The following is a 26442-nucleotide window of genomic DNA, read 5'->3' on the forward strand; positions in this document are numbered from 1 at the left end:
TAATTGATATTAATTCATATAACGGTATTCTCTCAGACTTTTCAAGATAGAGATTTCCTGTAATAAATTCTCTCCAACATTTGTTTCTCTTACCTTTTTTCTCTTTAACTCTTCATCTACCACTCTTTTTATTGATAAAACATCTGTCCCGTTAAGTAAAACATCTTCTTTTGAATTAAAATGCTTATGGGCGACTAGCTGCATACCGAAAGAATTATATAGTAACGTATATCCTGCGATTCCGGTTGTTGATTGATAGGCTTTGGAGAAACCTCCATCGATTACGATCATCTTACCATTTGCTTTAATTGGGTCTTCTCCCTCAATTTCTTTAACGGGTGTATGCCCATTGATAATATGCCCCTGGTCAGGATTCAGATCAAATTCTATTAGGATTTTGCGGCAAATTTCTTCATTTTCACGTAAATAGTAGTATGGGTTCTTTCCCTCCTTATGAGTTGCCTTGTCCTTTATAAAGTACCTCTCAAAAGTGGTCATTTCTCTTTTTCCAAAGAGTGATGAGTATTCTCCTGTCCATAAATACCAGACCATATCCGTCGCAAGATCATCTGACACTTCAGGGTGGGCAAATGCATGCCGTAAGTACCGTTCAAAAACATCGAGTAATTCACGGCCAGAATAGGTATTATTTTCAATAATCATTTTTTCCATATTCCCGTTTTCATCTAAAGGAATACAACCATGTATTAAAAGATTCCCATTATATTTTAAATAGAGACTCCCTTTCTTCAAAAGAAAATTCATATGTCTGGCCAGCTTTTCTGAATGTTGCACTGAAAATAATAATCTTTCCATAACCTGTTTTTCTTCTTCTAATAATTGATCAGGCTGTTCTGGATTTACCGTGGCAAAACAAGTATTTTCTAGAGAATAGGTTTTCCCATAAATCGTTATTTCGTTTTTGTCATAATCAATTTTCTCCAGCAAAAGCCTTTCTGACATATTAAAATACGGGCGTCTCTTGATAATAGGCATTTCGAGTTTGAATTGGATCATCGCTATAGCTTGATGGATTTTTGTTATTTGTAATATTTCATGATCAGACTGCTTCATATCTGAATGTACCTTAGGTCTGAAAGCCGGATTGTCCTGATAGTATTTCTCCGCAAGATTTAAGAGTGGCCTAAGATTGATTCCATATACATCTTCAATAATATCTAGATTGTCATATCTTGCGCAGATACGAATGATATTAGCAAGACAAACCATTGAACCAGCAAAAGCTCCTATCCATAGTACATCATGGTTTCCCCACTGAATGTCAACGGAATGATAATTGATTAGAGTATCCATGATTTTATCAGGTTCGGGTCCCCGATCATAAATATCCCCCACTACATGGAGATGGTCGACCACCAATCTTTGGGTGGTATACGCAAGCCCTGTAATAAGTTTATCAGCCTGACCCAAGGAGATAATCTGCTCGACTATTTCTTTATAATATTGCTCCTTATTTTCAGATTGGTTCGTTTTGTATAGCAACTCTTCTATAACAAACACAAACTGATTCGGCAATGCTTTTCGTAATTTCGACCGTGTATATTTGGAGGAAGCGTGAGAGATCAGCCTGATCATCCGCTCAATGATAACGATATACCATTGGTTTAGTTCTTGTTCATTGCTGAATTGACTTTTCATTAATTTTAATTTTTCTTCAGGATAATAAACTAATGTGGCAAAATCATTTATTTCTTTTTCAAATAAAACGTCTTGAAACAAGTCTCTGATTCTCTTTTTTACATTCCCCGATCCATTCCTTAATACATGTTGAAAAGCTTGATACTCTCCATGTAAATCACTGACAAAATGTTCGGTCCCCTTTGGGAGATTAAGAATGGCTTTCAGTTTAATGATTTCGGTTACCACTTTTTCTTCACTATCGTATTTTTGAAGGAGTAAATCTAGATATTTTGAATTCAAAACTATGTATCCCCTTTCAAAGTTCACCATTTGTTTTCTATGTAATTGATTGAGATTAATTATGTATTATATCAGAAATGATAAATAATGGTTATTGAAATATTTAGAATTTGATAGATTTGCCATCCTAATACACCTATTTCAATAAGTCGCCTCCAGCATTATATGATATTTTATTAAAAATTCCCGGGGGAAATTTTCCCCCGGGCTATTCTACATCAAAGCCAGCTATGAAGCATTTTCAAACTGACTATTATAAAGCTCAGCATAGAAACCATTCTTCTGTAATAATTCTTCGTGATTTCCACTTTCTATTATGTCTCCGTCCTTCATAACTAGGATCAAGTCTGCATTCTTTATAGTTGAAAGTCTATGCGCAATTACAAATGAAGTTTTGCCGACTGTCAGCTTATCCATAGCTTGCTGAATCAATACTTCCGTACGGGTATCAACTGAACTAGTTGCCTCGTCTAAAATAAGCAATGGTTTATGCTCAATCATTGCCCTAGCAATGGTAATCAGCTGTTTTTGGCCAGCGGACAGATTTGCTTTATCATCGAGTATCGTATCATAGCCTTTTGGCAGTGTTTTAATGAAGTGGTGAAGACCCACTGCTTTACATGCCTCCTCTATTTCATCATCCGAAACTCCATTCCTGGAATAAACAATATTCTCACGAATGGTGCCTTCAAACAACCATGTGTCCTGAAGAACCATACTAAATAGGTCATGAATGTTTGCCCTCGTGAGCTTATTGGCTGGTACTCCGTCAATCAAAATCTCCCCGCCATTTACTTCATAGAATCGCATTAGCAGGTTTACCAAAGTTGTTTTACCGGCACCGGTAGGACCGACAATCGCCACTTTTTGACCTGCCTTTGCTACAGCAGAGAAGTCTTTAATCACCATTTTGTCCTCACTATAGCCGAAGCGAACATTTTTAAACTCCACATCTCCATTGGCGGTTTCAAGTCTTTCATGTTTTTTACTTTCATCTGCAAGTTCTTCTTCAGCAAGGAATTCAAAGACACGTTCACTCGCTGCTGCTGTCGACTGCAGGTTGGTAGCGGCCTGAGCAATCTGTGTAAGAGGCTGCGTAAACAGTCGGATATAAATCATAAAGGCTACAATAACACCAAATGAAATGACATCATTCACGGCAAGAACGGCACCGACGATACTTACAACCACGTAACCAAAATTCCCAACAAACATCATTAACGGCATCATCAGCCCTGACATAAATTGAGATTTCCAGGCACTATCGTAAAGTCTAGTGTTGATTTCATGGAAGGTTTCCTTCGCATTTTTCTCTCCATTATAAACCTTCACAACATGGTGGCCAGAATAGATTTCCTCAATATGACCGTTTAATTTACCTAGCTCTTTTTGCTGCTGAGCAAAGTACTTTTGCGACTTTGAGATGATGAAAGTCATTAATGCAAAGCCTATAAAAGTTGATAATATGGCTGAAATTGCCATAATCCAGTTTGTATAGAACATCATGATCAGCGAGCCGAAGAACATGGTCACTGCCGAAACTAGTGCACCTAAACTTTGATTCATCGTCTGGCCAATCATATCAACATCGTTTGTTATCCGACTTAACACATCTCCTGTACTGGTCTTGTCAAAGTATTTTAACGGCAAACGATTGATTTTAGTTGAGATATCAGTCCGTAGATTCTTGGACACCCGCTGTGTAACGGTGGCCATAATATAACCTTGAATGTAATTAAACAAAGCACCTAAGCCATATAGAAAAGCAAGAATGGCTGCGACATTAACCACTGCGTCAAGATCGATGCTGGTCATCATTCCTTCCGTAATCAAATCGGTAATCTGATTCAGGAACTCTGGTCCAATGATGTTGAAAATGGCCCCTGCCATTGCCAGTAACAAGGCAATGATAATTAGTGGCAAAAATACTTTGCAATACGATATCAGCTGCCTAAATGTTTTCTTAAAATCCTTAGGTTTTGCAACTGGACCACGGGGACCGCCTCCATGCGGCGGGCCTGATGGTGTCGTTCTATTCTGTTCCTGTCGATTTTCAGCCAATTTCAAGTTCCTCCTTTGACAACTGAGAATAGGCAATTTCCTGGTAAACTTCACAATCCCTCAAGAGCTCACGATGGGTGCCAATCCCAACCACTTCACCATGATCCAGTACAACGATTGTATCTGCATCCTTAATGGTACCAATTCGTTGTCCAACAATTAATGTAGTTGCCCCTTGCGTTTCTTTTTTTAGAACAGACCGCAATGTTCTATCAGTCTTATAATCTAGTGCGGAAAATGAATCATCAAAAATATAGATTTCCGGCTGTCTATATAACGCACGGGCGATGGACAGTCTTTGCTTCTGTCCGCCGGAGATATTGGTACCACCTTGAGCTATGGGAGCCTCATACTGGTTTTCCATTTTCTCAACAAATTCGGTACCTTGTGCAATTTCCACTGCCTTCTTAACGGCATGGTCCTTTGCTGAATTCTTGCCACTTTCACCATAAGCTACATTGGAAGAAACAGTACCGCTGAACAATACGGCTTTTTGAGATACATAACCAAGTTTATTACGTAATGCCTCCTGATGATAATTTTTCACATTCAGACCATCAATCAATACTTCCCCTTCCGTTGCATCAAAATAGCGGGGAATCAGATTAAGCAGTGTACTTTTCCCACTGCCGGTGGACCCGATAAATGCCACTGTTTCTCCTTTGTGTGCAGTAAAGCTGACATTTCGAAGGATATAATCGGAAGCATCTGGATATTTAAAACTCACATTCCGGAATTCAACCTCGCCGGAGTGATCCTTCTTTCCTTCCGTTTCTGTTCCATCCATGATGGTTGCCTCGGTATCCAGGACTTCATTAATCCGTTTGGCAGAAACAGACGCCCTTGGCAGCATGATAAATACGAAAGAAAGCATCATAAATGCCATAATTACCTGCATAGCATAGGAAGAGAAAACGACCATATCTGAGAACAAAGATAATCGATTAGGCAGAGCCGCATCATTTATCAAGTACGCACCAATCCAATAGATAGCTAGACTCATACCTGACATAATGATACCCATTGTCGGCATGATGATGGTCATTGTCCGGCTGGTAAAAAGATTCGTCTTGGTCAGTTCGTCGTTTGCTTTTTCAAATTTCGCTTCCTGGTACTTTTCGGCATTGTAGGCATGAACCACCCTGATACCAGACAAGTTTTCTCTTGAAACAGTATTCAAGTTATCTGTTAAACTCTGAATCACCTTAAATTTCGGCAGAGCAACAAAAATAAGGATTGTTAACATGATGATGAGGATGGCAACGGCAATACCAGTAGTGGCCGTCCACTGCCAGCTTTTTCCCATAATCTTAAAGATTGCCCACACCGCTAAAATTGGTGCTTTGATCACTACCTGCAGTCCCATAGCAATCAGCATTTGAATCTGTGTGATATCATTTGTGGAGCGTGTAATCAAACTAGGAGTTGAAAAGCCATTGATTTCTTCCATTGAAAAAGACATGGTCTTCTCAAATACCATCGCTCTAAGCCGAACCGAAAAACCAGCGGCGACTTTGGCTGCAAAGAATCCCACAATCATAGCCGCTACCATGCTTCCAACAGCACATAAAATCATATAACCACCATTTAGGAGAACATCGCTCATCTTACTTCCTTCCATCTGAACCAGCACGGTGACTTCACGCATATAGTCAGGCAGTTTTAAATCGAGATACACCTGGGTCACGATGAAAATTAAACTGCATACGATTAGTACCCAATCCTTTTTTTGAAGATATTTAAAAATTTTCAGCATGTAATGTACATCCTCCTAATGTTTGATCCAGAACATATCTAACACTGTTAGATACTATTTAAAAAACTCTCTAATAAGTCTACAGTTAAAAGTTATTCATCTTCCGCAGCAATTTCGGTGATCCGTTTTATAATACGCACAAATTCCTTTGCATCGTTTTCGCCTAATTTTTGAAATGTGCTCTCGAGCATTGATAATGCCTCTTCATATTCCGCCATAACAAATTTATGTCCAGCTTCTGTGATGGTGACGATGACTATACGTTTGTCCTGCTCATCCCTATTTCGCTCGATAAATCCTTTTTTGGATAAACTGTTAAGGGCTGACGCAACACGAGGGGTGCTGAGATACAGTTTTTCACTAATTTCGCCTGATGTCACTCCTTTTTTCCATAATACAAGGTACCCTAATATCCTTTTTTCCCCATTAGAAAGATCGTCAACTTTTTTTTGAAAAGGCATTTTAGGGTGTTTCATCATATTAATAAGCAGATCATTTGCTAACGCTCTGAAATCCATGTCATTTCACCTTTCGGAAATTATCTAATACTATTAGATAATATATTATGTGGAGAGTACCATGTCAAGTTCTATGGTTGTAGATTACCTTTAATACCACGGTTCAGCCAAACGTCAAAAAGCCTTGATCTTTCAAGGCTTACTGTCTCACTTCTTTTTGATAAGTTAAAGGTGTTACACCAGTAAATTTCTTAAATGCCCTACTAAAATAAGCAGGGTTATTTTTAAAGCCTATTTTTTCTGCTACATCGCAGACCTTTAAATCGTTAGTTTCAGCGATAAGCTCCATAGCCCTATTCATCCGAAATTGCATTAAGTAATCTGTAAATGTTTGCCCAGTTTCTTTTTTAAATTGCTTTCCTAAATAGTCCTTATTCATAAAGACTATTTCTTGAGCAAGCCACTTTAGTGATAAATCAGGATTACTTATTTGTTTATCAATCTCTTCAATCATTTGATTTATTACCATACTATATTGTTTGGTATTATCTTTTGGATAAACTTTGTCTAGATCATTAGTAATGTTCATTAAATCTGTTTTGATAGAGTCTATATTATCCGTTTGAAAAATAACTAATAGAGCACCTAACTGATAATAAATGAGCTCAGAATTATCCAGTCCAGAAGCCTTTAATGGATTGTGATTTAACAAATAACTAATCTGATTCATATATTCCCCCTAATACGCTTATGGTGAAAAAAGAGACCACAACGGAAGGACCTGATAAAATAACAGGTAATCCGTGTGAGTCTCCATTTCTCCGTCACATTTTATTAACTTAATTAATATAATAATAGGATATAAGTACGTTCAAGCAGCTACATAGCCCCAAATAGTTTCGGAACAAATAACGTAATGGCTGGAACATACGTTACGAGCAGCAGCGTAACAATTAAACCTGCCATGAATATTAATAATGGTCTCGTTACGGCCTCTATGCTAACTCCCCCAACACTGCACCCGACAAACAAACTGCTTCCGGAAGGCGGACTCACGATACCGATACAGAGGTTAAAAACTAAGACAATACCAAAATGAACAGGATCCATACCTATGTGAGTTACAATTGGCAAAAAGATAGGGGTAAAAATCAGGATCGCTGGTGTAATATCCATTACAGTGCCGACTAATAACAATACAACATTAATAATCAATAGAATAACAATTGGGTTATCTGATATGGATAATACAGCCTCACTAATTGCAGCTGGTATACCGCTAAATGCCATTACCCAGGACATGATCGATGAAGCCGCAACCAGAAATAGTACAATTCCTGTCATAACAACTGTTTCCCTCAAAATCTTTGGAACATCTGACCACTTTAAGGTTTTATAAATGATAGAAAGAATGACGGAATATAAAACTGCGATGGCAGAACCTTCCGTTGCAGTAAAGACTCCTGCTACAATTCCCCCGATTACGATCACGATGAGCAGTAAGCTGGGGATGGCATCAATAACAACTTTTATACCCTCAGAAAAGCTCGGTCTTTTTGCTACTGGATATTTCTCTTTTTTAGCAATATAGTAGGCAATTGCCATTACCGTCAGCCCCATTAGGATTCCCGGTACATATCCCGCTAAAAATAATGCGGCAATTGAAGTACCTCCGCTGACCATCGAATAAATAATAAATGCTCCGCTCGGAGGAATCAGTAAACCTGCAGGAGAAGAGGCAATATTTACAGCTGCAGAATACGCTTTATTATACCCCTCCTTTTCCTGAAGCGGAGCCATTGTACCACCGATGGCAGCCGCTGCCGCTACTGCGGATCCTGAGATTGATCCAAACAGCATGTTCCCTACGACATTCGTATGAGCTAGCGATCCAGGAAGACTGCCGCCCATCAACTTTGCCAGGTTGACAAGACGCAGGGCGATTCCCCCGTTATTCATAATAATTCCTGACAAAATAAAGAAGATAACCGCCAAAAGGGAAAAACTGTCAATCCCAGTTACCATTTTTTGAGCTGCCGTAAAAATGGCAACGTCAAACGGTACAATCATGATCGCAGCAATAAAAGAGGCGATTCCTGTTGCCACAGAAATTGGAACACCCATTGCCATTAAAATAATAAAGCTTATTACCATCACTAAACCTGTTTCAATCGCACCCATGAAAAAACTCCTCCTTTCATCTCTATAAAATTTCTTCTTTCTTTTTTAACCAATCGGGCATATTTAATAGTTGATAAATGATAATGATTACTCCGGAAATAGGTACAATGGAATAGATGACTCCCATTGGAATTTGCAGAATCGGTGTCAACTGTGTCATCGTTGTGGATACTATGTTTAATCCGCCTTTAATCATGACAGCACCGGCAAAACTAATGATGAACAAATCATTAACCAGTCTAAGTGCTTTTTGATTTTTTCCTTTTAATTTATCCAATAAACCGGTTATCGCCAAATGCTCGTTTTTGCCGAAAGCATAACTTGCTCCTAACATAGTGGTCCATATCAGTCCGAAACGAAGCAATTCTTCCGTTATCGTGCTCGGATCACCCAAAATATATCGGCTAAAGACCTGCCAGATTGCACCGATAACCATGATGACGGTGAATAAGCACCCTACAAACATAATTAACTTATCCAGAAAACTTCGTATTGTTTTCATAACCTAAACTCCTTCTATTAAATCGGTGTCTTTTTCTATTGCTTTTCCTGTCATGATACCTTTGTGACTCAAAATAAATAGAAAGGGCAAGCCATTATTCCGCCCTATCATTTCTCCTAGCAAGGCGCAGCTTGACCCTTTCCTCTATTATTTTAGAGCTTCAATTGCATCTATGATTTCTTTGATTTTAGGATCTTTCTTGCTATATTCCTCATGCATCGGCTTAACCTTCTCAATAAATGGCTCTTTATCGACTTCATTGAATTTCACGCCCATCTTGGACTCTGCTTCTGTTTTTGCCTCTTCAATTGCTTTATTCCATAGTTCCTTTTGGTATTCTGTAGAGGACGCCGCTGCTTCTGTTAGAATTTTCTGCTGTTCTTCAGATAGGCTGTCCCAAGTTGCAGCACTCATAACGAGAATATCTGGAATCATGGTATGCTCATTGATTGAAAATTCCTTCGCAACTTCTCCGTGCTTTCCAGTTGTTAATGCGGTTTCATTACTTTCCGCACCATCAATAACTCCCGCTTGCAGTGCTGTATAAACCTCTCCATACGCCATTGGTGTTGGATTTCCGCCTAATAATTTCACCATATCAATCGCGGTCGGTGAATCCTGAACACGAATCTTTAAACCTTTTAAATCATTTGGAGTTTTTATCGCCTTATCTTTTGTATAGAAGCTTCTAGCCCCAGAATCATAGTAAGTCAAACCTACAAATTTTTTATCTTTGTTTGCCAGGTAAAGCTTTTGAACCGCTTCTGATTCCATGGATTTATAAAAATGATCTTTGCTTACAAATAAATATGGGAGACTGAAAACAGCATATTCAGGAGCAAAACTCTCCAAAGCTGCAGCGCTCACTTTCGTCATATCTACAGCTCCGCCTTGCAGCTGCTCTAATACTTCTTTCTCTGCTCCAAGTACCCCATTAGCAAAAATTTGAACTTTCATTTGCCCATCAGACTTTTCTTCTACCTTCTTGGAAAAATCCTCAAGGGCTTTGTGAACCGGATGGTCTTCACTCATGTTATGAGCAAGCTTAAAGGTTTTCTCCTCTACCCCCGTATCCTTTCCGCCTGTGTCAGCTGCATTGCTTCCTCCATTGCCACATCCAGCCAAAAGTCCAGCCGCTAAAATACCAGTTGTAACAAAAGATAATAATTTTCTCATTTTAATTGCCCCCCTAATAGGATTAGGACGAAAAAAAAAAGAGACCCACAACAGAAGGACCTGAATAAAATACCAGGCAATCCGTGTGAGTCTCCATTTCTCCGTCACATATTATTAACTTAATTACTATATTAATAGGTTTTGAAAACGATGTCAATCTGTTTTTTTCATAGTCATTTAAACTTGAAAAAAGCGTTTGATATTTTCCGCGAATCTATTAAAACAGCCCCACAAAGTGCTAACCTTGCGGGGCTGTTTATTATTTGCTTATTGTTTCATCAATCTTATATCAAAAACGCTCGCTGCAAAAGACTTAATCAGGCTTTTGTTACCTTATTCTCTATTACTTCCACAAGTGATCCCCTACAAATTTAGCATAGAACAATTGCCAAACTTCCCAGTCATGAGCAGCTGGAATCTCAAGATAATCATGTTCGATTCCTTCATTCGTAAGCGCAGCGCTTAAATCTTGCACAGGTTTAAGACCAAAATCCCACGTACCAGCACCCACCATAACGGAAGGCTTGTCCAGGTTACTGTAAGTACCGATATTCTTCAGTTCATTGCCCGTTACTGCATAACTCCAAATACCAAAATAAGCAAACTCATCTGCGTGGTTGAAATACATCCGATTGGCTGTTATACCGCCTGCCGACAAACCAGCGTAAGCGCGGCCCTCAGGGGTATTATATACATTGTAGTTGGCTTCAATATAAGGCATAATATGTTCAAATTGGTCTTCTTCTATTTTTTTATAGTCCCATCCAAAATCCTGATTATTCATGGTCACTACAACAAATGGTTCAGCCGTTTCATCTGCAATCAGATTATCCATAATATTAGCCACTGCACCCTCATTCATCCAGCGCAGTTCATTGCCAAGCTTATCGCCAGAAGTGCCATGTGACAGATAAAGCACCTTGTAGGGTTTCTTTCGGTTTTCATTATACCCATGAGGCAGGTAAACGGCAAGCCCGCGCGTATCACCGGCAGCACCTGTATAAGCAACGGTTTTAACTTTACCGTTCTTATTTTTGCGTGGAAGCTCTACCGAGCGATCCAGCCATTCTCCCGTTCCCATTGTTTTCGAATTATACGGTACATAAACCATGCTTGACAGGCTATCAATTCCTGTTGCAGTATTCAGCAGCGTCGGATTGTTAGGATCATCTAGTCTAGCGGTTGTAGTGCCATCTGGATTCGTAATGCGGAAATTGTAGACAAAAGCGCCACTGGAAAGCGGAACTCTAGCTCCCCACAAATTCTTGCCCAGCTTTTCCATCGTTACATAATATGTGGTTTCAGCATTACCGCCTGCAGGGAACATACCCGGTTTATACTCCTCCGGTTTATATGGACGTGTAAATCCATCTTCAATTGTGAAATGATGGAATGTGTCACTATAAAGTTCAACCTTTGTTGCTGCTTTGGTTTCATCCTCATAAATAAATGTTGCATAATAGCCTGTTGGAGAAGCAGCATTCGCCTCCACAGTTACGCCGGGTTTATAATCAGAGTAATTAACTCCAGATGACTCTGAAGCAAAGATCGTGGTGCTAAAGATCGAGCATAGCATTAAAACCGTGATTCCTAGAATTAAGACTTTTTTCATTCCCCTTCTCCTTTCATATTTATTTGATCTATTAAGTTACATCAAGGTGTGATTTGATTATATATTTTTTCAAAATTATTAGAAATGTAAAAAAAAGAGGTTAATTTTCACAAAGAAGAGGTTTTCCAAAAATTGATTTATTAGAAGATCGAAGGACGGTTGAAGTTTATAGAAATAAATAACCCAACAGTTTATGCACCTGCTGGGTTACTTCTTTATATTTTTGAGGATTTTTAACTAGTTTGTAAGAGCACATCTTGTTTAGTTGACAAACTTAACTCAGGAATTTCTAAATAATTCTTTATCGCTAGAGCACAAGCACCCATTCCACAAGCATCAGTACCGAGCTCAGACAGATATATTTCCTTATAATTACTAATTGAAGTTTTTATATTTGATTTAATAATACTCATTGCTCCAGGAAATTGTTTTAATAATTCACTATTTATCACCAGTGTTTCAGGATTTAGCAAATTTATAATATTATTTAGCCCAATTGATACATACTTTATATACTCATCCATTTCAGTTAAGACTGCTGGGTTTCTTGCAATAACAAGATTTTGGATATCCTCGTAGGTTAACAAAGGTTTATCCAGTTTCTCGGATATTTTTTTAAAAAAGCTTGCTTCTGAAGCATATAACTCCCAACAGCCATATTTACCGCAATTACATGGTTTTCCATCAGGCTGGATAATCATGTGGCCCATTTCACCTGCAAATCCATGATACCCTTTTACCAAGTCTCCATTCATTAAGAAGCCCATGCCTATTCCAGAATACATACTTATATTAATTAAATTCGTGCATTGATGAAAATTAAATACTTTTTCGGCAAATGCACATAAATTCGCATTATTTTCAACAGTAACTTCTATGTTTACATTTTTCTCTAGGTCCGTCTTTAAGTCCTTGTTATACCATCTATGCTGTGGAACAAAAGAGATGGTTTTGTCATTGGTCACTGTTCCATGTATTCCAATGACAACACCAATAATCCCAAAATGGCTATGAGAAAATTTCTGCTGGTATGCACGAATTTGGTTGATTAAGATTTGAATAATTTCATCATAGTTGGAATTTTTCAAATCTACTCTAGCAGTATGAACCGGGTTCCCCATAAGGTCAGATATAGTAAATTTAATATCCCGATAATCTAAATCAATTCCCAATGCATAACCAGCATTTGTCCGAAGCGAAAGCATAATCGGCTTTCTTCCAACACTGTTATACTCTATATGGGTTTCGATAATTAATTCTTCCTCTAAAAGATCTGCTGCCTGTGCAGAAATGGTGGCCTTTGTTAATTTGGTTATATTGGCTAAATCCGATCTTGAAATCGGCCCATGCTTTATAATTTTACTTAATATCAAATTTTTATTTATCTTCTTAAGATAAGAAGCAACACCAATTTCCATAACGTTCACCCTGTTATTCAAGTTAGCTGCCATTTGCAGCTTTTTGGTAAGATTCTGGATGATCCACAGGGATGACAGCAGCTTTTAATGCCTCATCTACTGAAGATGAATATTTGTTTTTCTCTTGACCAGACCAGTTTAACCTATCAGCTAAATAAGCAATCACCTGTTTCTTCCATTGTTTTACGGTTTTTATATCAAATAAAATGGCACCTGTGCGGCGGTTAAAGAAATCAATAGGTGTAGCAATCATTTCATGTTCAACGCTATATAGTAATTTTGCAAATAACACGGTAGGTAATTGATATTTTTTTACAGCAGACATATTATTTTTCAACAATTCAAATACTGTATTACTATTGGAGCCATATGTTTTCACTAATGTTTCAGCCTCTTCTTTAGTAAGACCAATATCCATACCTCTTTTAACTGCTGCATTAATAAACGTTGAAAATTGTTTTGAACCTCCAACGTGACCGCCTGAAATTGGGAGATACTTCGTTTGACAAGGTTTGAAACTTCTCCCCTCTTCGGATTCCAATTTTGCTGCCAATAAATCAACCACCATTTCAGCCATTTTTCGATAGCCTGTTAATTTACCTCCTGCAATGGTAATTAACTGCGATTTCGATTCCCAAATTTCATCTTTTCGAGAAATTTCTGATGCATTCTTCCCTTCTTCGTAAATAAGCGGTCTTACACCTGCCCAGCTCGATTCAACATCTTGTTCACTTATTTTTACGTCAGGGAACATATAATCAATCGCATTTAAAATATAACTGCGATCACTTTCTGTCATATTAGGGTTTACGGCATCTTCATTATAGAAAGTATCTGTTGTTCCGACATAGACCTTACCGTCACGAGGGATCGCAAACACCATCCGGCCGTCTGGAGTGTCAAAATAGACTGCTTGTTTCAACGGAAAACGGGATTGGTCAATCACTAAGTGAACACCTTTTGATAGCTGCAGGAATTTTCCTTTTTTCGATTGGTCCATTTCGCGAATTTGATCCACCCATGGTCCAGCAGCATTAACAACCTTTTTGGCATGAATTTCATACCTTTCACCTGTTAATTGATCTTCGACTAGGGCACCAATTAGCTTGCCATTTTCATATAAAAGCTTTGATACCTTTGTATAATTACAAGCTATTGCCCCTTTTTCCACCGCGGCCTTCATAACCTCAATGGTCAGCCTTGCATCATCTGTACGATATTCCACATAATAACCGCCGCCTTTTAAACCAGATTTTTTTATCAGCGGCTCTTTTGCTAATGTAGACTGAGAGGTTAGCATTTTTCTCCGTTCCGACTTTTTAACACCAGCTAAGAAATCATAGACACGAAGACCAATAGATGTGCTAAATTTACCAAATGTACCACCCTTATGAAGTGGCAATAACATCCATTCAGGCGTAGTTACATGCGGGCCATTTTCGTAGACAATTGCCCTTTCTTTTCCTACCTCCGCCACCATTTTAACTTCAAATTGTTTTAGATATCTAAGGCCGCCGTGAACTAATTTAGTCGACCTGCTAGAGGTTCCAGCAGCGAAGTCTTGCATTTCAACTAGAGCCGTATTCATTCCTCGGGTTTGTGCATCAAGGGCAATACCAGCCCCTGTAATTCCTCCACCAATAACTAACACATCAAAAACTTTTGTTTTAAATTTGTTAACAAATTCAGTTCGATTTAAGTTTGAAAATTGCATAATGGATTCCTCCTGCTTATATATTATAATTGAATTTTTCAGACGAAATAAAAAGAGACCACAAAAGACATTATCATATTGATAATGTTTTTGTGGTCTCTCCGACTTCTCCTGCCATGTATTAACTTGCTTTCAGTATAACACTAAGTAAGGGGTTTGAAAATAATTATTTAAAAGCCATTGTGGCATTGACGGCTTTTTTCCAACCATCATATAGTCTATTCCGATTTTCATCAGACATTTTTGGTAAAAACGTACAGCCAACCGCCCATTGCTTTGCAATTTCCTCTTGGCTTTCCCAGAATCCAACAGCAAGTCCCGCTAAATACGCCGCTCCTAATGCAGTGGTTTCATTTACAATTGGTCGTTCTACTGGAACATCCAAAATATCACTTTGAAACTCCATGAGGAGATTATTTTTTACTGCTCCACCGTCAACACGGAGCGTTTTTAGTTTAATTCCAGAATCAGCTTCCATGGCGGATAATACATCTTTTGTCTGGTATGCAAGAGATTCTAATGTAGCGCGAATGAAATGTTCCTTTGTAGTACCACGGGATAAACCAAAAACGGCACCTTTTACATCACTATCCCAATAAGGAGTTCCTAAGCCAACAAATGCTGGTACCACATAGACTCCCTCGGTAGAATCGACTTTTCCTGCATATGCTTCACTATCCTTGGCATCTTTAAACATTCTTAACCCATCACGGAGCCACTGAATGGCAGAGCCCGCTACAAAAATACTTCCCTCAAGCGCGTATTCTACTTTTCCATTCAGCCCCCATGCTATAGTGGTTAATAAACCATGTTCTGAGCGGACGGCCTTCTCACCTGTATTTTTCAACATAAAACAGCCGGTACCATAAGTGTTTTTGGCCATTCCTTCCTCAAAACACGCCTGCCCGAACAATGCAGCCTGCTGGTCTCCTGCAACCCCTGCAATGGGAATTTCATTGCCAAAAAAGTGATAATCAACCGTTTTTCCATAAATTTCAGATGATGGTCTAACCTCAGGCAGCATGGATTTAGGCACACTTAGAATATCCAATAATTCATCATCCCACTCTAATTCATAAATATTGAACATTAAGGTGCGTGAAGCATTAGAATAATCCGTTACATGTGCACGGCCCCCGGATAGTTTCCAAACCAGCCATGTATCAATCGTACCAAATAATAATTTTCCTTGATCCGCTTTTTCACGTGCCCCTTCCACATGATCAAGAATCCATTTTACCTTTGTCCCTGAAAAGTATGGATCAATTAACAGGCCTGTTTTGTTCCGAAATAGGTCATGATAACCTTTTTCTTTCAATTCTTCACAAATCTTACTTGTTTGTCTTGATTGCCAAACAATGGCATTATAAACTGGATGGCCTGTTTCTTTGTCCCAGACTACAGCTGTTTCTCGCTGGTTAGTAATCCCTATCCCTGCAATTTGCTCAGGTTTAATTTCAGATTCTGATAATACTTCTGCCACAACGGAAAGGATAGAACCCCAAATTTCATTAGGATTGTGTTCAACCCAGCCCGGCTTTGGAAAGTATTGCTTGAATTCCTTTTGTGCTGAATGAACGACATCTCCATTTTTATTAAAAATAATTGCACGGGAACTGGTTGTTCCCTGGTCAATAGATAAAATGTATTTTTCCACTATTCTTTTCCTCCCAGAATACTATCTTCTAAAAATATCAACTTAATTTGGATATAAAAAAGGAGATTCACAAAACAGAACTAACCACAAAAAGGGTCTCTGCGTGAATCTCCTACTCTCCGTCACATACTGTTAACTTGTTGTGGAAAGTATACAATTCTACTAAAACCCATGTCAACAACTTTTTTAACATGAGAATGTTGTTAATGAGTTTAAAAAAAATCCTCCCATAACTCTCGTTTTGAAGTGGTGATGGCGGTAGCTCCTGCATTTAGCGCCGCATATACATCTTCAGAATTTCGAATTAACCCCCCAGCCAAAATGGGTATTCCTACACTCTCCTTAACTTCTGAAATAATCTTCGGCATTGCCCCTGGCAGGACTTCAATGTAATCAGGCTGGGTTTTTTCTATTAATTTATAGCTTTTTTCAAGAGCATGACTATCGATTAGGAAAATCCTTTGTACCGCAATGACACCTTTTTGCTTTGCTTTTTGAATCACACTAGATTTAGTTGAGATTAAGCCGTACGGCTTGAATTCTTGACAAATATACTCTGTTGCATAATCATCATTTTTTATGCCGTGGATTAAGTCCACATGGTAAATCATTTTCTTCCCTTTTTCCTTAGCCATACTATTAATATGTTTTAACTGAGCAATATGCATATCTAAAAATACACCAATCTCGTAAGGACTTCTCAAGAAGGATTCGAATTCCTTCATATTTGAAGAGGCAGGGATGATTTTTTGGTTCATAAGATTAATCCTTTCATCTCTGTTCTTATTATTTTTTAGGTTATAAAACACATCAATTGGACCCCTAGGTCTATATTCAATAACTGGCTGAATGGTTTGATGATTGAAGCTCATAAGGCGCCTCATTTCTATTTTCACTCGGATTTTTGCGACTTCCCTCAATCGCTTCTCTAATTTTTTCTGCCACTGCATCCATTGCCTCTTGTGAGGTTACTTCCCCATTTAGAGCTCTGATGATGTAGTCTCTCATTTCAGTGGAAATTTGGGAAATGACCTCTTGATTTCGCCAATCTTCAGCTGCAATGACTGGCGTATTTTCTAATTCATTTGAAAATATTTTATACATCTCTTTGCCAAACTCATAGTTTAGTTCATTGTTATCTAATCTTGAACTTAACAATAGAGACTCTTGATTAAATTTTGCATTAACTTTTTTTGACGCTAAATATTTAATAAAATCAGCAGTTTCGTCTTCTACCTCTGTATTTTTGAAGCCCATGATATATTTCCCTCCTGGTACAGAAGAACGAATCTCTTTTTTAGGAAGATAAGTTACCCCCCACTCAAAATTCTCAATATCGCTATAGTTGCTTAGCATCCAGTTTCCAGATAAGTGAGCAGCAGCCTGTCCTGAGCGGAAAAGTTTAATCGGATCTTCCACACCTAACCAAACAGATTCAGGAATGATCGTATCTTTATGAAGTTTGATAAAATAATCTAATGCTGCTACGCCTTTTTCATTATTGATTGCTGGTGCAGAACCATCTTCTGTCATGAGGCTTCCGCCAAATTGATAAACCAAAGTGGAATATCTGCGAGGGGTAAAATCAACTAACAGCCCGTGTTTTGCCCCGCCTTTTTGTTTCACCGTTTTAAGTGCGTCGGCAAATTCATCCCAGGTCCAAACTTCTTCAGGGGTTTGCGGAACTTGCACTCCTGCTTTATCGAATAATGATTTGTTATAGATGATGCAGTTTGCCGTAACATCCATCGGTGCTGCAATAATTCTATTCTCTTTTACATAATAAGGTTTAATTGCTGGGAGAAATTGAGAAGTAAATTCTTCCTCTCCCTCAACATAAGGTGTTAGATCAAATGCAAAATCAGCAAAATTCCCAGTATCTGTTATTCGCGCTAATGCTGGAGGTTCCCCTCCTGCAATCATTCTTTTTAATTTGGTATCTAAATCTTGATAAGCCACTTCTATTAATTTAATTTCAACATTTTGATTTATTGCCTGATAATCCTTGATAATCTCTTTCATTACCTTTCCCTCTACACCATCACTAAACCAAAGGAAATCCAAGGTAACTTTCTTTGAATTGTCTAATCCAATTGAATCTTTTGGACTTGGATTGTAAGCACAGGCAGATAGTGTAAATAATATAACTGATGTAATTAAAAAAATAGAAATCTTTTTCAATGATTCTTTCACCTTTCTATGATCGCACCTTATTTGGGATGTGAAATACATAACCCTCACTATCATTATACAAAAAATACCCTATAGTTAGACTTATTATGTATATCTATACTATAGGGTCTATATTAGGGATAAAACCCTTTAAATTTTATAGATAATAAACAAAACTTCCATCATCTGTTTGTTGTAAAGGCTGTCCGTTCACCAATAGCTCTCGTGTTTCACCTTTTGGCAAATGGAATGTAATTTGCTTATATGATAACTCGAAGACTCCTACTTTTTCTAAAGAAACTTCCAATCGATCACTTGTTGTTTTCATGTGAACATGAAGTTTAGTATGATTTTCTTGATAATTTGAAGTGATTCCGTCATCCTCGTACAAGACATAATCTGATGTACCTGTTTGTTGGTGAGGGAACAACTCAAATCCCCGTTCATCGTTTGTTTTTGTTAGAAATGAACAGTCTGCATCATTCACTGGAATGATACTGCCTGCTTTTACAAGGAACGGTGCATACGTTAATGGTGCAGGTATCGTGACAGTTTGTCCACCTTCATACCAGGTTGATGTATGGTAATCGTACCACCCGCCATCGTACTTTGGTAAATACACTGTTCGCTCAGTTGCTCCTTCTTCCACCACTGATGTAACCAGAATAGAATCACCTAACATAAAATCATCACATTCTTCATACGTCTTTTTATCATGACCAAACTCGTAGAAAGTTGGTTTAATGATTGGTTCATACTGATCGTGAGCATTGTATAACAAAGTATATAAATATGGAGTTAATTTTTGTCTAAACTTAATTAAATCTCTAATAGCATCCGCTGATTCTTCATACATCCAAGGAACATTGACAGTTTGGTCATCATTCCATGAATGTATCGTAAACCTAGGATAGAAAATTCCATTTTGCACCCAGCGGACAAATAATTCCGGTGAAGGAGCAGGACCGGAGAATCCACCAATATCATGACCGATATTATATATCCCTGATAAGCTTAAACCAATGGCCATTTTAATATTGTATTTTACAGTTTTCCAGCTTGTATAATTATCACCTGTCCATGTTTGAACATAACGCTGCATTCCTGGACTACCGGAACGTGAAATCAAGTACGGTCTTTTTTCTGGTGAAAATTCCTTTTGTGCCTCATAGGAAGCTTTCATCATTAATAATGGCTGTAAGGCACGTAAAAGTTCAAAATCTACCTCTTGTCCAAACCCATTGCTTTGGATGTTTTTTGTCCAAATTTCAAACTCATTGTTATCATTCCATGTAGAATCAATACCATATTCCAGTAATGCTTCCGTTACCTGCTTTTTCCACCACTCATAAGTATCTTTATTTGTAAAATCAAGATAGGCTCCAACTTCATCCCAAAATTGTGCCATTTCAGGCGTCTCGCCATCCAGTGATTTAATAAACATTCCTTTTTCTTCTAATTCTTTGAATAATGGATGGTCTTTTAACAAGCAAGGCTTGATATTCGCACAGAGATGCACATTCTTTTCATGATATCCTGCAGAGAACCCTTTAGGATCTGGAAACTTATCTCTATTCCAATTAAATACATAACGTTTATTCCCAATAGATGTATAGCCTGATGATAATTGAAACGAATCACAAATAATATCATGTTCTTCACATAATTGCAGAAATTCATTTAATCTTTCTTGGGATTTAGGTAAATCTGTATACGTCATTGTAGATCCGGAATAACCCAGGCTCCATTTTGGCTGAAAAATCGTTTTCCCTGTTAACCAAGTGTATTTTTTTACAACATCCTTTACTTCTGGGCCGGCTATGATATAGTAATCCAAATCTCCCGCATCTGATTGGAAATAGCGATACCATCCATGATAATTATCCATTTCATTTCCCATATCAAATACTGCTTTTGACATATTATCGTAAAATACACCAAATGATATATTTGTTTGATTATTTCGCGTGATATAAAATGGGATATGTTTGTACAATGGGTCGGTATATTGGGCATCGTAACCCATTGGATCAACATTCATCATACGATAGCGCTTACCGTAGCGATCAGTTTCTCCCGCTTTTTCTCCTAAACCGTAATAGCTTTCTTCTTTGGTTCTTTCGATATAATGGAATATACCCTCCCCTAGTGAACCATCAAAATTATAGGCTTGCGTTTTTCGATCATTCATAAGATGAATATAATCTGATGTCGCTGAATCTTTATAGTACCAATGTATAATGAATCCATTTAAGTTAATTTCAACTTTTAATGATGAGGTTTCAACATAAAATACTTCTTCTTTTTCGTACGAAACATAGTCTGGCAGACTAAATGGACTTACATCCAAACGGTCTCTGCCTTCCATAGGGACATCATCCATCCCCGGTGCCACCAACCATGTTTGCGGCAGTGATAGCTTATCGCCCTTTGTCATCAGAACACGAACAATATCATTTTCTAAAACTAATACTCTAGCAATAACATCACTATGATTTAATTTAAACGATAAACAATTATTTTCTTCATTGATAAACTTAAACATGTATTTTTCACGGATTGACATAATTCTTTCACCTTACGCTTTCTATTGAGTGACTTAACTTAAGCAGATTTTATTTTACTTCCATCGTTATTATCCTTCCAGATATCCTCATACTTATATCCAGTAAGATTTTCAACCACTTCTTTTGTTTTTGGATCCACTTTAAGTTTTGAACCATTATTTTTTAATCTATCAATTTCATCGACTAATATTTTATGAGTTTGTTTATTTAATTTAAAGGTAAAAACAACTAGTAAAGCTGCAACAAGAAGTACTGAAGCGCCAATGACCATAGTATAGACGATGGTATGAACTGCCTCTATAGTCTGTGTTTTTTCTCCTGCAACAAAACCACCCCATTGTAGTACAAGTCCCACAACCATAGTAGCCAATGCAACAGACGTTTTTCTAGCGAATGTCATAACGGCTGCAAATAATCCTTCTCTTCTTTGTCTTGTTACAATTTCATCAATATCCGGAATGAAAGGGAATACATTCCAAGGTGTAAAGTCTAAAATTGCTCTGCCAACTTGATAAAAAGCAGCAATCACAAACAGCATGACGACCATTGACTCAGGCTTAGTAATATAGACTGTATAAAACGCTCCCAAGCAGATTAGCATTACAGAATAGGAGAGTTTGTACAGATTACCTGGACCTACTTTTATCATTAGGAATCCAGCTACCAGCATAATGGGTACTCCAATGATACTGAGTGAGAGCAAGTCTGCAGCAAGGGATGATGAAATGCTTAGCGCAAACACACAGAAATAGACAAAAACAGCATTAAATACGTCTTTAGCAGTAAACGATAATAAATAGATTGCTAAATGTTGACGAAAGCTTTTTATTTTCAAGGTAGTTCCATATTCCTTTAAAACGATTCCAATACCACGAAGTGTTTCACTAAAACTTTTAGATTTTTTGGATTGTGCAATGAATTCTTTTTCTTCTTCAGGTGTAAGCTTGTTTTCCCACGTTACTTTATAAGAGATAAAGATACAGATTGCAAAAAGTATCGCAAAAAATACAGCATTGATAAAATAAGCATACGCATTATCTTCACCAAAGTAAGCGATTAACCGTCCGGGAACAAACGTAGCTAAAAATACACCTGTACCAGACATAAACATTCTTGCTGTGGATAATTTCGTTCTTTCATTAAAATCCTTTGTCATTTCGGAAGGAAGCGTTTCCCATGGAATTAACACTAAAGCCATGACGATTTCAAATAACAAATAACTGATTAAGTAGTACCAATAATTCATTCCTGTAAACCAGAGCAATACATATGTTGCCATTAACGGTGAACCAATTAATAGGAAGAAACGGCGTCTGCCAAACTTTCTACCCAATTTAAATTTATAGAAGTTATCTGTAATACTGCCGATAGATAAACTCACTACAGCATCCACCACACGAGCAATCGCAATAATGGAGGCACCTTCAACAGGAGTTAAACCAACAAAGGTTGTATAGTAATACATTAACCAAGCGGCAATAACGGTGAAAGCACCGCCACCCATGATGTCTGTTAATCCATAACCAACGGCTCTAGGTATGGTAATCTTTTTCTTACTGTTTGTCATATAATTCCCTTCTCTCTCCTCATAAGATTTAACTACTTTTCTCCTATTCCCAGCCACCGATTTATTGGAAGGTTAAAAATTTGGGATAATATATCATTTTGTATATTCCTACAATTGCAATCCCTTACAAAAGTAGTTGAAAGTGCTTTCTTGTTTTTAATTTTACCTGACTACCTCTAGAGAGAAAGGTTGAAATTTTTGATGTAGTTGTTGAAAATATTGACTACCGTAAATAAAAAAAACCGCATGCACATGAATTTCATGTGATACGGCCATGAGGGAGAAAGGTTGAAATATTGATTACTTACATTTTTTATATTCAGAAGGTGTTGTTCTCATAATTTTCTTAAAAACTTGACCAAAGTACCTCGCGTCAAGAAATCCTACCATAATTGAAATCTCGTTAGCTTTTAAATCAGTAGTAGTTAAAAGTTTTTGTGCCTCCTGAATTCGTTTTTCGGTTAAGAAATTACTAAGGTTTTCCCCCGTATCCTTTTTAAAGGACCGGCTTAAATAACTAACACTAACATCAAGTTGTTCTGCAATATACTGTGCATTTATATCTGGATTTCCATATTGTTGTTCAATAATTCGTTTTGCCTGCTCAACTACACCTAAGTTATTTTTATTCATTGTTTCATAAAGATGATTTTTTACCTTCACACAGGTTTGCTTCATAAATTCAAGTAGTTGTTCAAAGGTTTTACACCGTTCAAGTTGTTCATATCCAACGGTCATCGAAAAATTTTTATCCCATTTTGCAACGATCAATCCTAATTTAATTAATAACTCTAAGCAAAGATTTAATACTAACTGTCTATCAAATGTGTATTTTAGCTCCTTGAATAGTCCCTCAATTTGAAGCAGTATCTTCTCAAGTTCCCATTCTTCAAACTTTTCAATAAAGATCGATAATTCAGCGGAGAAATTATTGTTATAATGTTCGGTACTAGATTCAGAATATATATGAATCTTCCCTTTCCCAACAAAATAACTCCGTGATAATGCTTTAATTGATTGTAAGTAAGAGGAGTGTAAGGTATTGATAGAAGTAAACATTCCTCCAATCCCAATTGAAACATGGATGCGATCCTCATAAGAAAAATAACTCAATATATGTTCACCAATATCTTTTAATCGTGTTTCTACCACTTTATCTGGCAATACTAGTGAGAATGAAGGTATTACCAAAAGTTGTTGATCATGGGTAACAAATCTTGCTTCCATATTTTTTGTTCTTAATAAGTCCTTGATTGATTTTGAAACAGTATCATTTATATCACTATCCATTTCTACTGTTATCACAGCGCCTTTTCCAGGCGTAAGATCGATGCTTTGTTTTATATTTTGTGTCGGTCCTATCCCCTTAACCGTCAATTCATATAATAAAGATTGTTCGATAATGGGTATACTCTCCTGAAGAGCATTTTCCAAATATTCATAGTTTTTCTCTTTATCTCTTTTTTGTTCTATGGTATTTACTGCATTTTTAATCACGGCCATTACTTCTTCGACGACAGTTGGTTTAAGTAAATAATCAAAAACGCCATATTTAAAGGCTTCTTTAGCAAAGGTAAACTCATCATATCCTGACAAGAGAATCATTAAGATATCTTTATGATTTTGATGAACGAACTCCGCCAATTCTAGGCCAGTATGTCCTGGCATAACAATATCAGACACTACGATATCCGGCTTAAGTTGATTAATTAGTTCCTTTCCTTCGTAACCATTTGAAGCCATTCCACAAATTTCGCAGCCAAGGGCTGACCAATCGATTTTTTCAGATAATCCTTTACTAATAAATGGTTCATCGTCAATAATTAGTACTTTCAACATTTAGATTCCCTCCCTTCTTATAGGTAAAGTCAGCACAAACGAGGTTCCAACGTTAATATTACTTTCAATCTTTAAACCATTATCATCACCAAATAATAATTGAATCCGGTTTTGAACATTTAATATCCCATTTCCTGTTCCTCCGTTGTCTTCAAGACTTACATATCTACCCTCGGAAAGAGCGGAGACTTTATTTTCATCCATACCCACTCCATTATCTAAAACTTCAATGTGTAATTTGTTATCTTTAATTTTCCCATTGATAAATAAGTATCCGTTTCCAATTTTTTTTTCTATTCCATGGATCATAGCATTTTCAACAATTGGCTGCAGAATCAGTTTTGGAACTAGGCAATGTTTAGCCTCTGAATCAATGCTAACAGAATAATGAATTCTATCTTGAAACCTAATTTTTTGAATCGTCATATAATCATCAATATAATTAATCTCTTCTTCAAGTCTAATGAACTCACCATTATTCGTTATACTTTTTTTCAACAGCCTGCTTAAAGAGGTGGTCATTTTACTAACTTCATCTGATTTCCCAAATTGTGCCATCCAATTGATTGTGTCTAGAGTATTATAAAGAAAATGTGGATTTATCTGGGCCCGAAGTGCTCTTAGCTGTGCGTCTTTTTCATTAATATCCTTCTGATAGATATCCGAAATTAAGTTGTTAATTTTACTCATCATTCTATTAAAGCTTTCGCCAACTCTACCAAGCTCATCCGAACGGTCGATTTGAAGCTGAACATTGAAGTTATCTTTTTCAACCTCATCCATCACCAAACTTAATTTGTTTAAAGGTCTGACAATATAATTCGTACTAATCCAAATAATAATGATACCAATAATAATCGCTACTATTCCGATTAGAAAGATGGTCTTACCAATAAGTGCAGGGCCTTCCGAAATTTCATTCATACTTATTAAAGAAATGATTTTCCATCCTGTTAATTCAGATTGATAATTGTTTATAATCATTTCCCCAGAATCCGGTATTTCTATTAAGGTATCGGAATTAGCTAAAGGCTTAGATGAAGTAGACAGCCATGATGTAACCGCACTTAATTCCCTTTTATTAGAATTAGACATAACCACTTTATTTTCTTTATCCAGTATAATGATATGTCTTTCTTCCGTTGGATCAAATTTCTGAATCCGCTCTTGTAAATATGCTTGATCCAAAGACATTGTTAGATAACCAATGACTTTCATTTTATAAGAGTGTATATCGTAAATCACCCGATTCGCTGTAATTACAGACTTCTCAACGCTCCAAGTGATTTTTCCACTTGAATCGTAAAGTTCGGGACGTAATGTATTAAGAAATTCATAGTTATGGTTATTGACACTTCTTCTAAAATTCACCCTTACGCCTTCAGTGTCATACAGATAGACAAGATCGACTTCATTAAACATGACAGTCTCATCTGTTATTTTGGATAATAAATTTTTATTTAGGAAATTTTTTTCTTTACTATTTTCGTATGCAGCTGGTAATAGCACTTGTACATCATTATTAAAAGTTACACCATCCATCACACGATTAAAGGATTCCACCATATTATCTATACTTTTACTAATTTGCATGACCATAACAGTATTGTATCTAATGGCCTCATTAATCTGAATTTTTATAGCAATACTATAGGTAATAATTGCAGTCAACCCAATGATTAGACTGATACTAAGAGCATTCTGGAATAACAATTGATTTTTCAAATGGCGAAATCTTAAGAAACGTTTAAACTTCATATTCCTGCACCGTTGCTTCCCATAATATATTTATTTATCTTAATATAACAAAATTATTTCAAT

The 26442-nt window shown here is 37.0% G+C and carries 18 protein-coding genes; all 18 read right to left on the reverse strand.

The annotated features are described in order from the left end of the window. Positions 1-9: 9 nt before the first annotated feature. The gene (gene fbp, locus ACN6MT_RS24255; protein WP_419888424.1) at positions 10-1941 is read right to left on the reverse strand and encodes a fructose-1,6-bisphosphatase; all 1932 of its coding nucleotides are present in this window, start codon (positions 1939-1941) and stop codon (positions 10-12) included. Between the two features lie 228 nt (positions 1942-2169). Next, positions 2170-4002 carry an ABC transporter ATP-binding protein gene (locus ACN6MT_RS24260; RefSeq protein WP_419888425.1) on the reverse strand — a complete coding sequence of 611 codons (1833 nt, stop codon included), beginning with the start codon at positions 4000-4002 and terminating at the stop codon, positions 2170-2172. Then, entirely contained in the window at positions 3995-5758 is a 1764-nt protein-coding gene (locus tag ACN6MT_RS24265) for an ABC transporter ATP-binding protein (protein ID WP_419888426.1), read from the reverse strand. Before ACN6MT_RS24265 ends, ACN6MT_RS24260 begins: the two co-directional genes overlap by 8 nt. 92 nt (positions 5759-5850) lie before the next feature. Continuing rightward, positions 5851-6276 carry a MarR family winged helix-turn-helix transcriptional regulator gene (locus ACN6MT_RS24270; RefSeq protein WP_063255343.1) on the reverse strand — a complete coding sequence of 142 codons (426 nt, stop codon included), beginning with the start codon at positions 6274-6276 and terminating at the stop codon, positions 5851-5853. A 139-nt stretch (positions 6277-6415) separates the two neighbouring features. Further along, complete coding sequence (locus ACN6MT_RS24275) at positions 6416-6946, reverse strand: helix-turn-helix domain-containing protein (RefSeq protein ID WP_419888427.1); 531 nt, start codon at positions 6944-6946, stop codon at positions 6416-6418. Positions 6947-7095: 149 nt separating this feature from the next. Then, entirely contained in the window at positions 7096-8397 is a 1302-nt protein-coding gene (locus ACN6MT_RS24280) for a TRAP transporter large permease (protein ID WP_419888428.1), read from the reverse strand. A 22-nt stretch (positions 8398-8419) separates the two neighbouring features. Further along, entirely contained in the window at positions 8420-8899 is a 480-nt protein-coding gene (locus tag ACN6MT_RS24285) for a TRAP transporter small permease (protein ID WP_419888429.1), read from the reverse strand. A gap of 147 nt (positions 8900-9046) precedes the next feature. Continuing rightward, positions 9047-10075 (reverse strand): TRAP transporter substrate-binding protein, encoded by a 1029-nt coding sequence (locus ACN6MT_RS24290; protein ID WP_419888430.1) that lies wholly within the window; start codon positions 10073-10075, stop codon positions 9047-9049. Positions 10076-10418: 343 nt separating this feature from the next. Beyond that, positions 10419-11687 carry an alpha/beta hydrolase gene (locus tag ACN6MT_RS24295; RefSeq protein ID WP_419888431.1) on the reverse strand — a complete coding sequence of 423 codons (1269 nt, stop codon included), beginning with the start codon at positions 11685-11687 and terminating at the stop codon, positions 10419-10421. A 233-nt stretch (positions 11688-11920) separates the two neighbouring features. Beyond that, a complete protein-coding gene (locus ACN6MT_RS24300; protein ID WP_419888432.1) occupies positions 11921-13105 on the reverse strand; it encodes an ROK family protein in 1185 nt (394 codons plus the stop codon). A 22-nt stretch (positions 13106-13127) separates the two neighbouring features. Next, complete coding sequence (locus ACN6MT_RS24305) at positions 13128-14819, reverse strand: glycerol-3-phosphate dehydrogenase/oxidase (RefSeq protein WP_419888433.1); 1692 nt, start codon at positions 14817-14819, stop codon at positions 13128-13130. A gap of 166 nt (positions 14820-14985) precedes the next feature. Then, positions 14986-16476, reverse strand: a complete 1491-nt coding sequence (gene glpK, locus ACN6MT_RS24310) for a glycerol kinase GlpK (protein WP_419888434.1) — start codon at positions 16474-16476, stop codon at positions 14986-14988. A 212-nt stretch (positions 16477-16688) separates the two neighbouring features. Then, positions 16689-17234 carry a glycerol-3-phosphate responsive antiterminator gene (locus ACN6MT_RS24315; protein WP_419956525.1) on the reverse strand — a complete coding sequence of 182 codons (546 nt, stop codon included), beginning with the start codon at positions 17232-17234 and terminating at the stop codon, positions 16689-16691. Between the two features lie 76 nt (positions 17235-17310). After that, positions 17311-18657, reverse strand: a complete 1347-nt coding sequence (locus tag ACN6MT_RS24320; RefSeq protein WP_419888435.1) for an ABC transporter substrate-binding protein — start codon at positions 18655-18657, stop codon at positions 17311-17313. 148 nt (positions 18658-18805) lie between these two features. Beyond that, the gene (locus ACN6MT_RS24325; RefSeq protein ID WP_419888436.1) at positions 18806-21214 is read right to left on the reverse strand and encodes a TIM-barrel domain-containing protein; all 2409 of its coding nucleotides are present in this window, start codon (positions 21212-21214) and stop codon (positions 18806-18808) included. A 38-nt stretch (positions 21215-21252) separates the two neighbouring features. Continuing rightward, on the reverse strand, positions 21253-22782 hold the full coding sequence (locus ACN6MT_RS24330) for an MFS transporter (protein ID WP_419888437.1): 1530 nt from the start codon (positions 22780-22782) through the stop codon (positions 21253-21255). A 300-nt stretch (positions 22783-23082) separates the two neighbouring features. After that, complete coding sequence (locus ACN6MT_RS24335; RefSeq protein ID WP_419888438.1) at positions 23083-24621, reverse strand: response regulator; 1539 nt, start codon at positions 24619-24621, stop codon at positions 23083-23085. After that, complete coding sequence (locus ACN6MT_RS24340; RefSeq protein WP_419888439.1) at positions 24622-26379, reverse strand: cache domain-containing sensor histidine kinase; 1758 nt, start codon at positions 26377-26379, stop codon at positions 24622-24624. Between the last annotated feature and the right edge of the window lie 63 nt (positions 26380-26442).

The sequence above is a fragment of the Neobacillus niacini genome (genome assembly GCF_048572935.1).
GTDB classification, from domain to species: Bacteria; Bacillota; Bacilli; order Bacillales; family Cytobacillaceae; genus Neobacillus; species Neobacillus niacini.

Coding starts and splice junctions, on each gene's coding strand:
- ACN6MT_RS24290 (WP_419888430.1), bottom strand. CDS start 10,075: ATGAGAAAATTATTATCTTTTGTTACAACTGGTATTTTAGCGGCTGGA.
- ACN6MT_RS24275 (WP_419888427.1), bottom strand. CDS start 6,946: ATGAATCAGATTAGTTATTTGTTAAATCACAATCCATTAAAGGCTTCT.
- ACN6MT_RS24285 (WP_419888429.1), bottom strand. CDS start 8,899: ATGAAAACAATACGAAGTTTTCTGGATAAGTTAATTATGTTTGTAGGG.
- ACN6MT_RS24330 (WP_419888437.1), bottom strand. CDS start 22,782: ATGACAAACAGTAAGAAAAAGATTACCATACCTAGAGCCGTTGGTTAT.
- ACN6MT_RS24295 (WP_419888431.1), bottom strand. CDS start 11,687: ATGAAAAAAGTCTTAATTCTAGGAATCACGGTTTTAATGCTATGCTCG.
- ACN6MT_RS24270 (WP_063255343.1), bottom strand. CDS start 6,276: ATGGATTTCAGAGCGTTAGCAAATGATCTGCTTATTAATATGATGAAA.
- ACN6MT_RS24335 (WP_419888438.1), bottom strand. CDS start 24,621: ATGTTGAAAGTACTAATTATTGACGATGAACCATTTATTAGTAAAGGA.
- ACN6MT_RS24300 (WP_419888432.1), bottom strand. CDS start 13,105: ATGGAAATTGGTGTTGCTTCTTATCTTAAGAAGATAAATAAAAATTTG.
- ACN6MT_RS24280 (WP_419888428.1), bottom strand. CDS start 8,397: ATGGGTGCGATTGAAACAGGTTTAGTGATGGTAATAAGCTTTATTATT.
- ACN6MT_RS24325 (WP_419888436.1), bottom strand. CDS start 21,214: ATGTCAATCCGTGAAAAATACATGTTTAAGTTTATCAATGAAGAAAAT.
- ACN6MT_RS24340 (WP_419888439.1), bottom strand. CDS start 26,379: ATGAAGTTTAAACGTTTCTTAAGATTTCGCCATTTGAAAAATCAATTG.
- ACN6MT_RS24315 (WP_419956525.1), bottom strand. CDS start 17,234: ATGAACCAAAAAATCATCCCTGCCTCTTCAAATATGAAGGAATTCGAA.
- ACN6MT_RS24305 (WP_419888433.1), bottom strand. CDS start 14,819: ATGCAATTTTCAAACTTAAATCGAACTGAATTTGTTAACAAATTTAAA.
- ACN6MT_RS24265 (WP_419888426.1), bottom strand. CDS start 5,758: ATGCTGAAAATTTTTAAATATCTTCAAAAAAAGGATTGGGTACTAATC.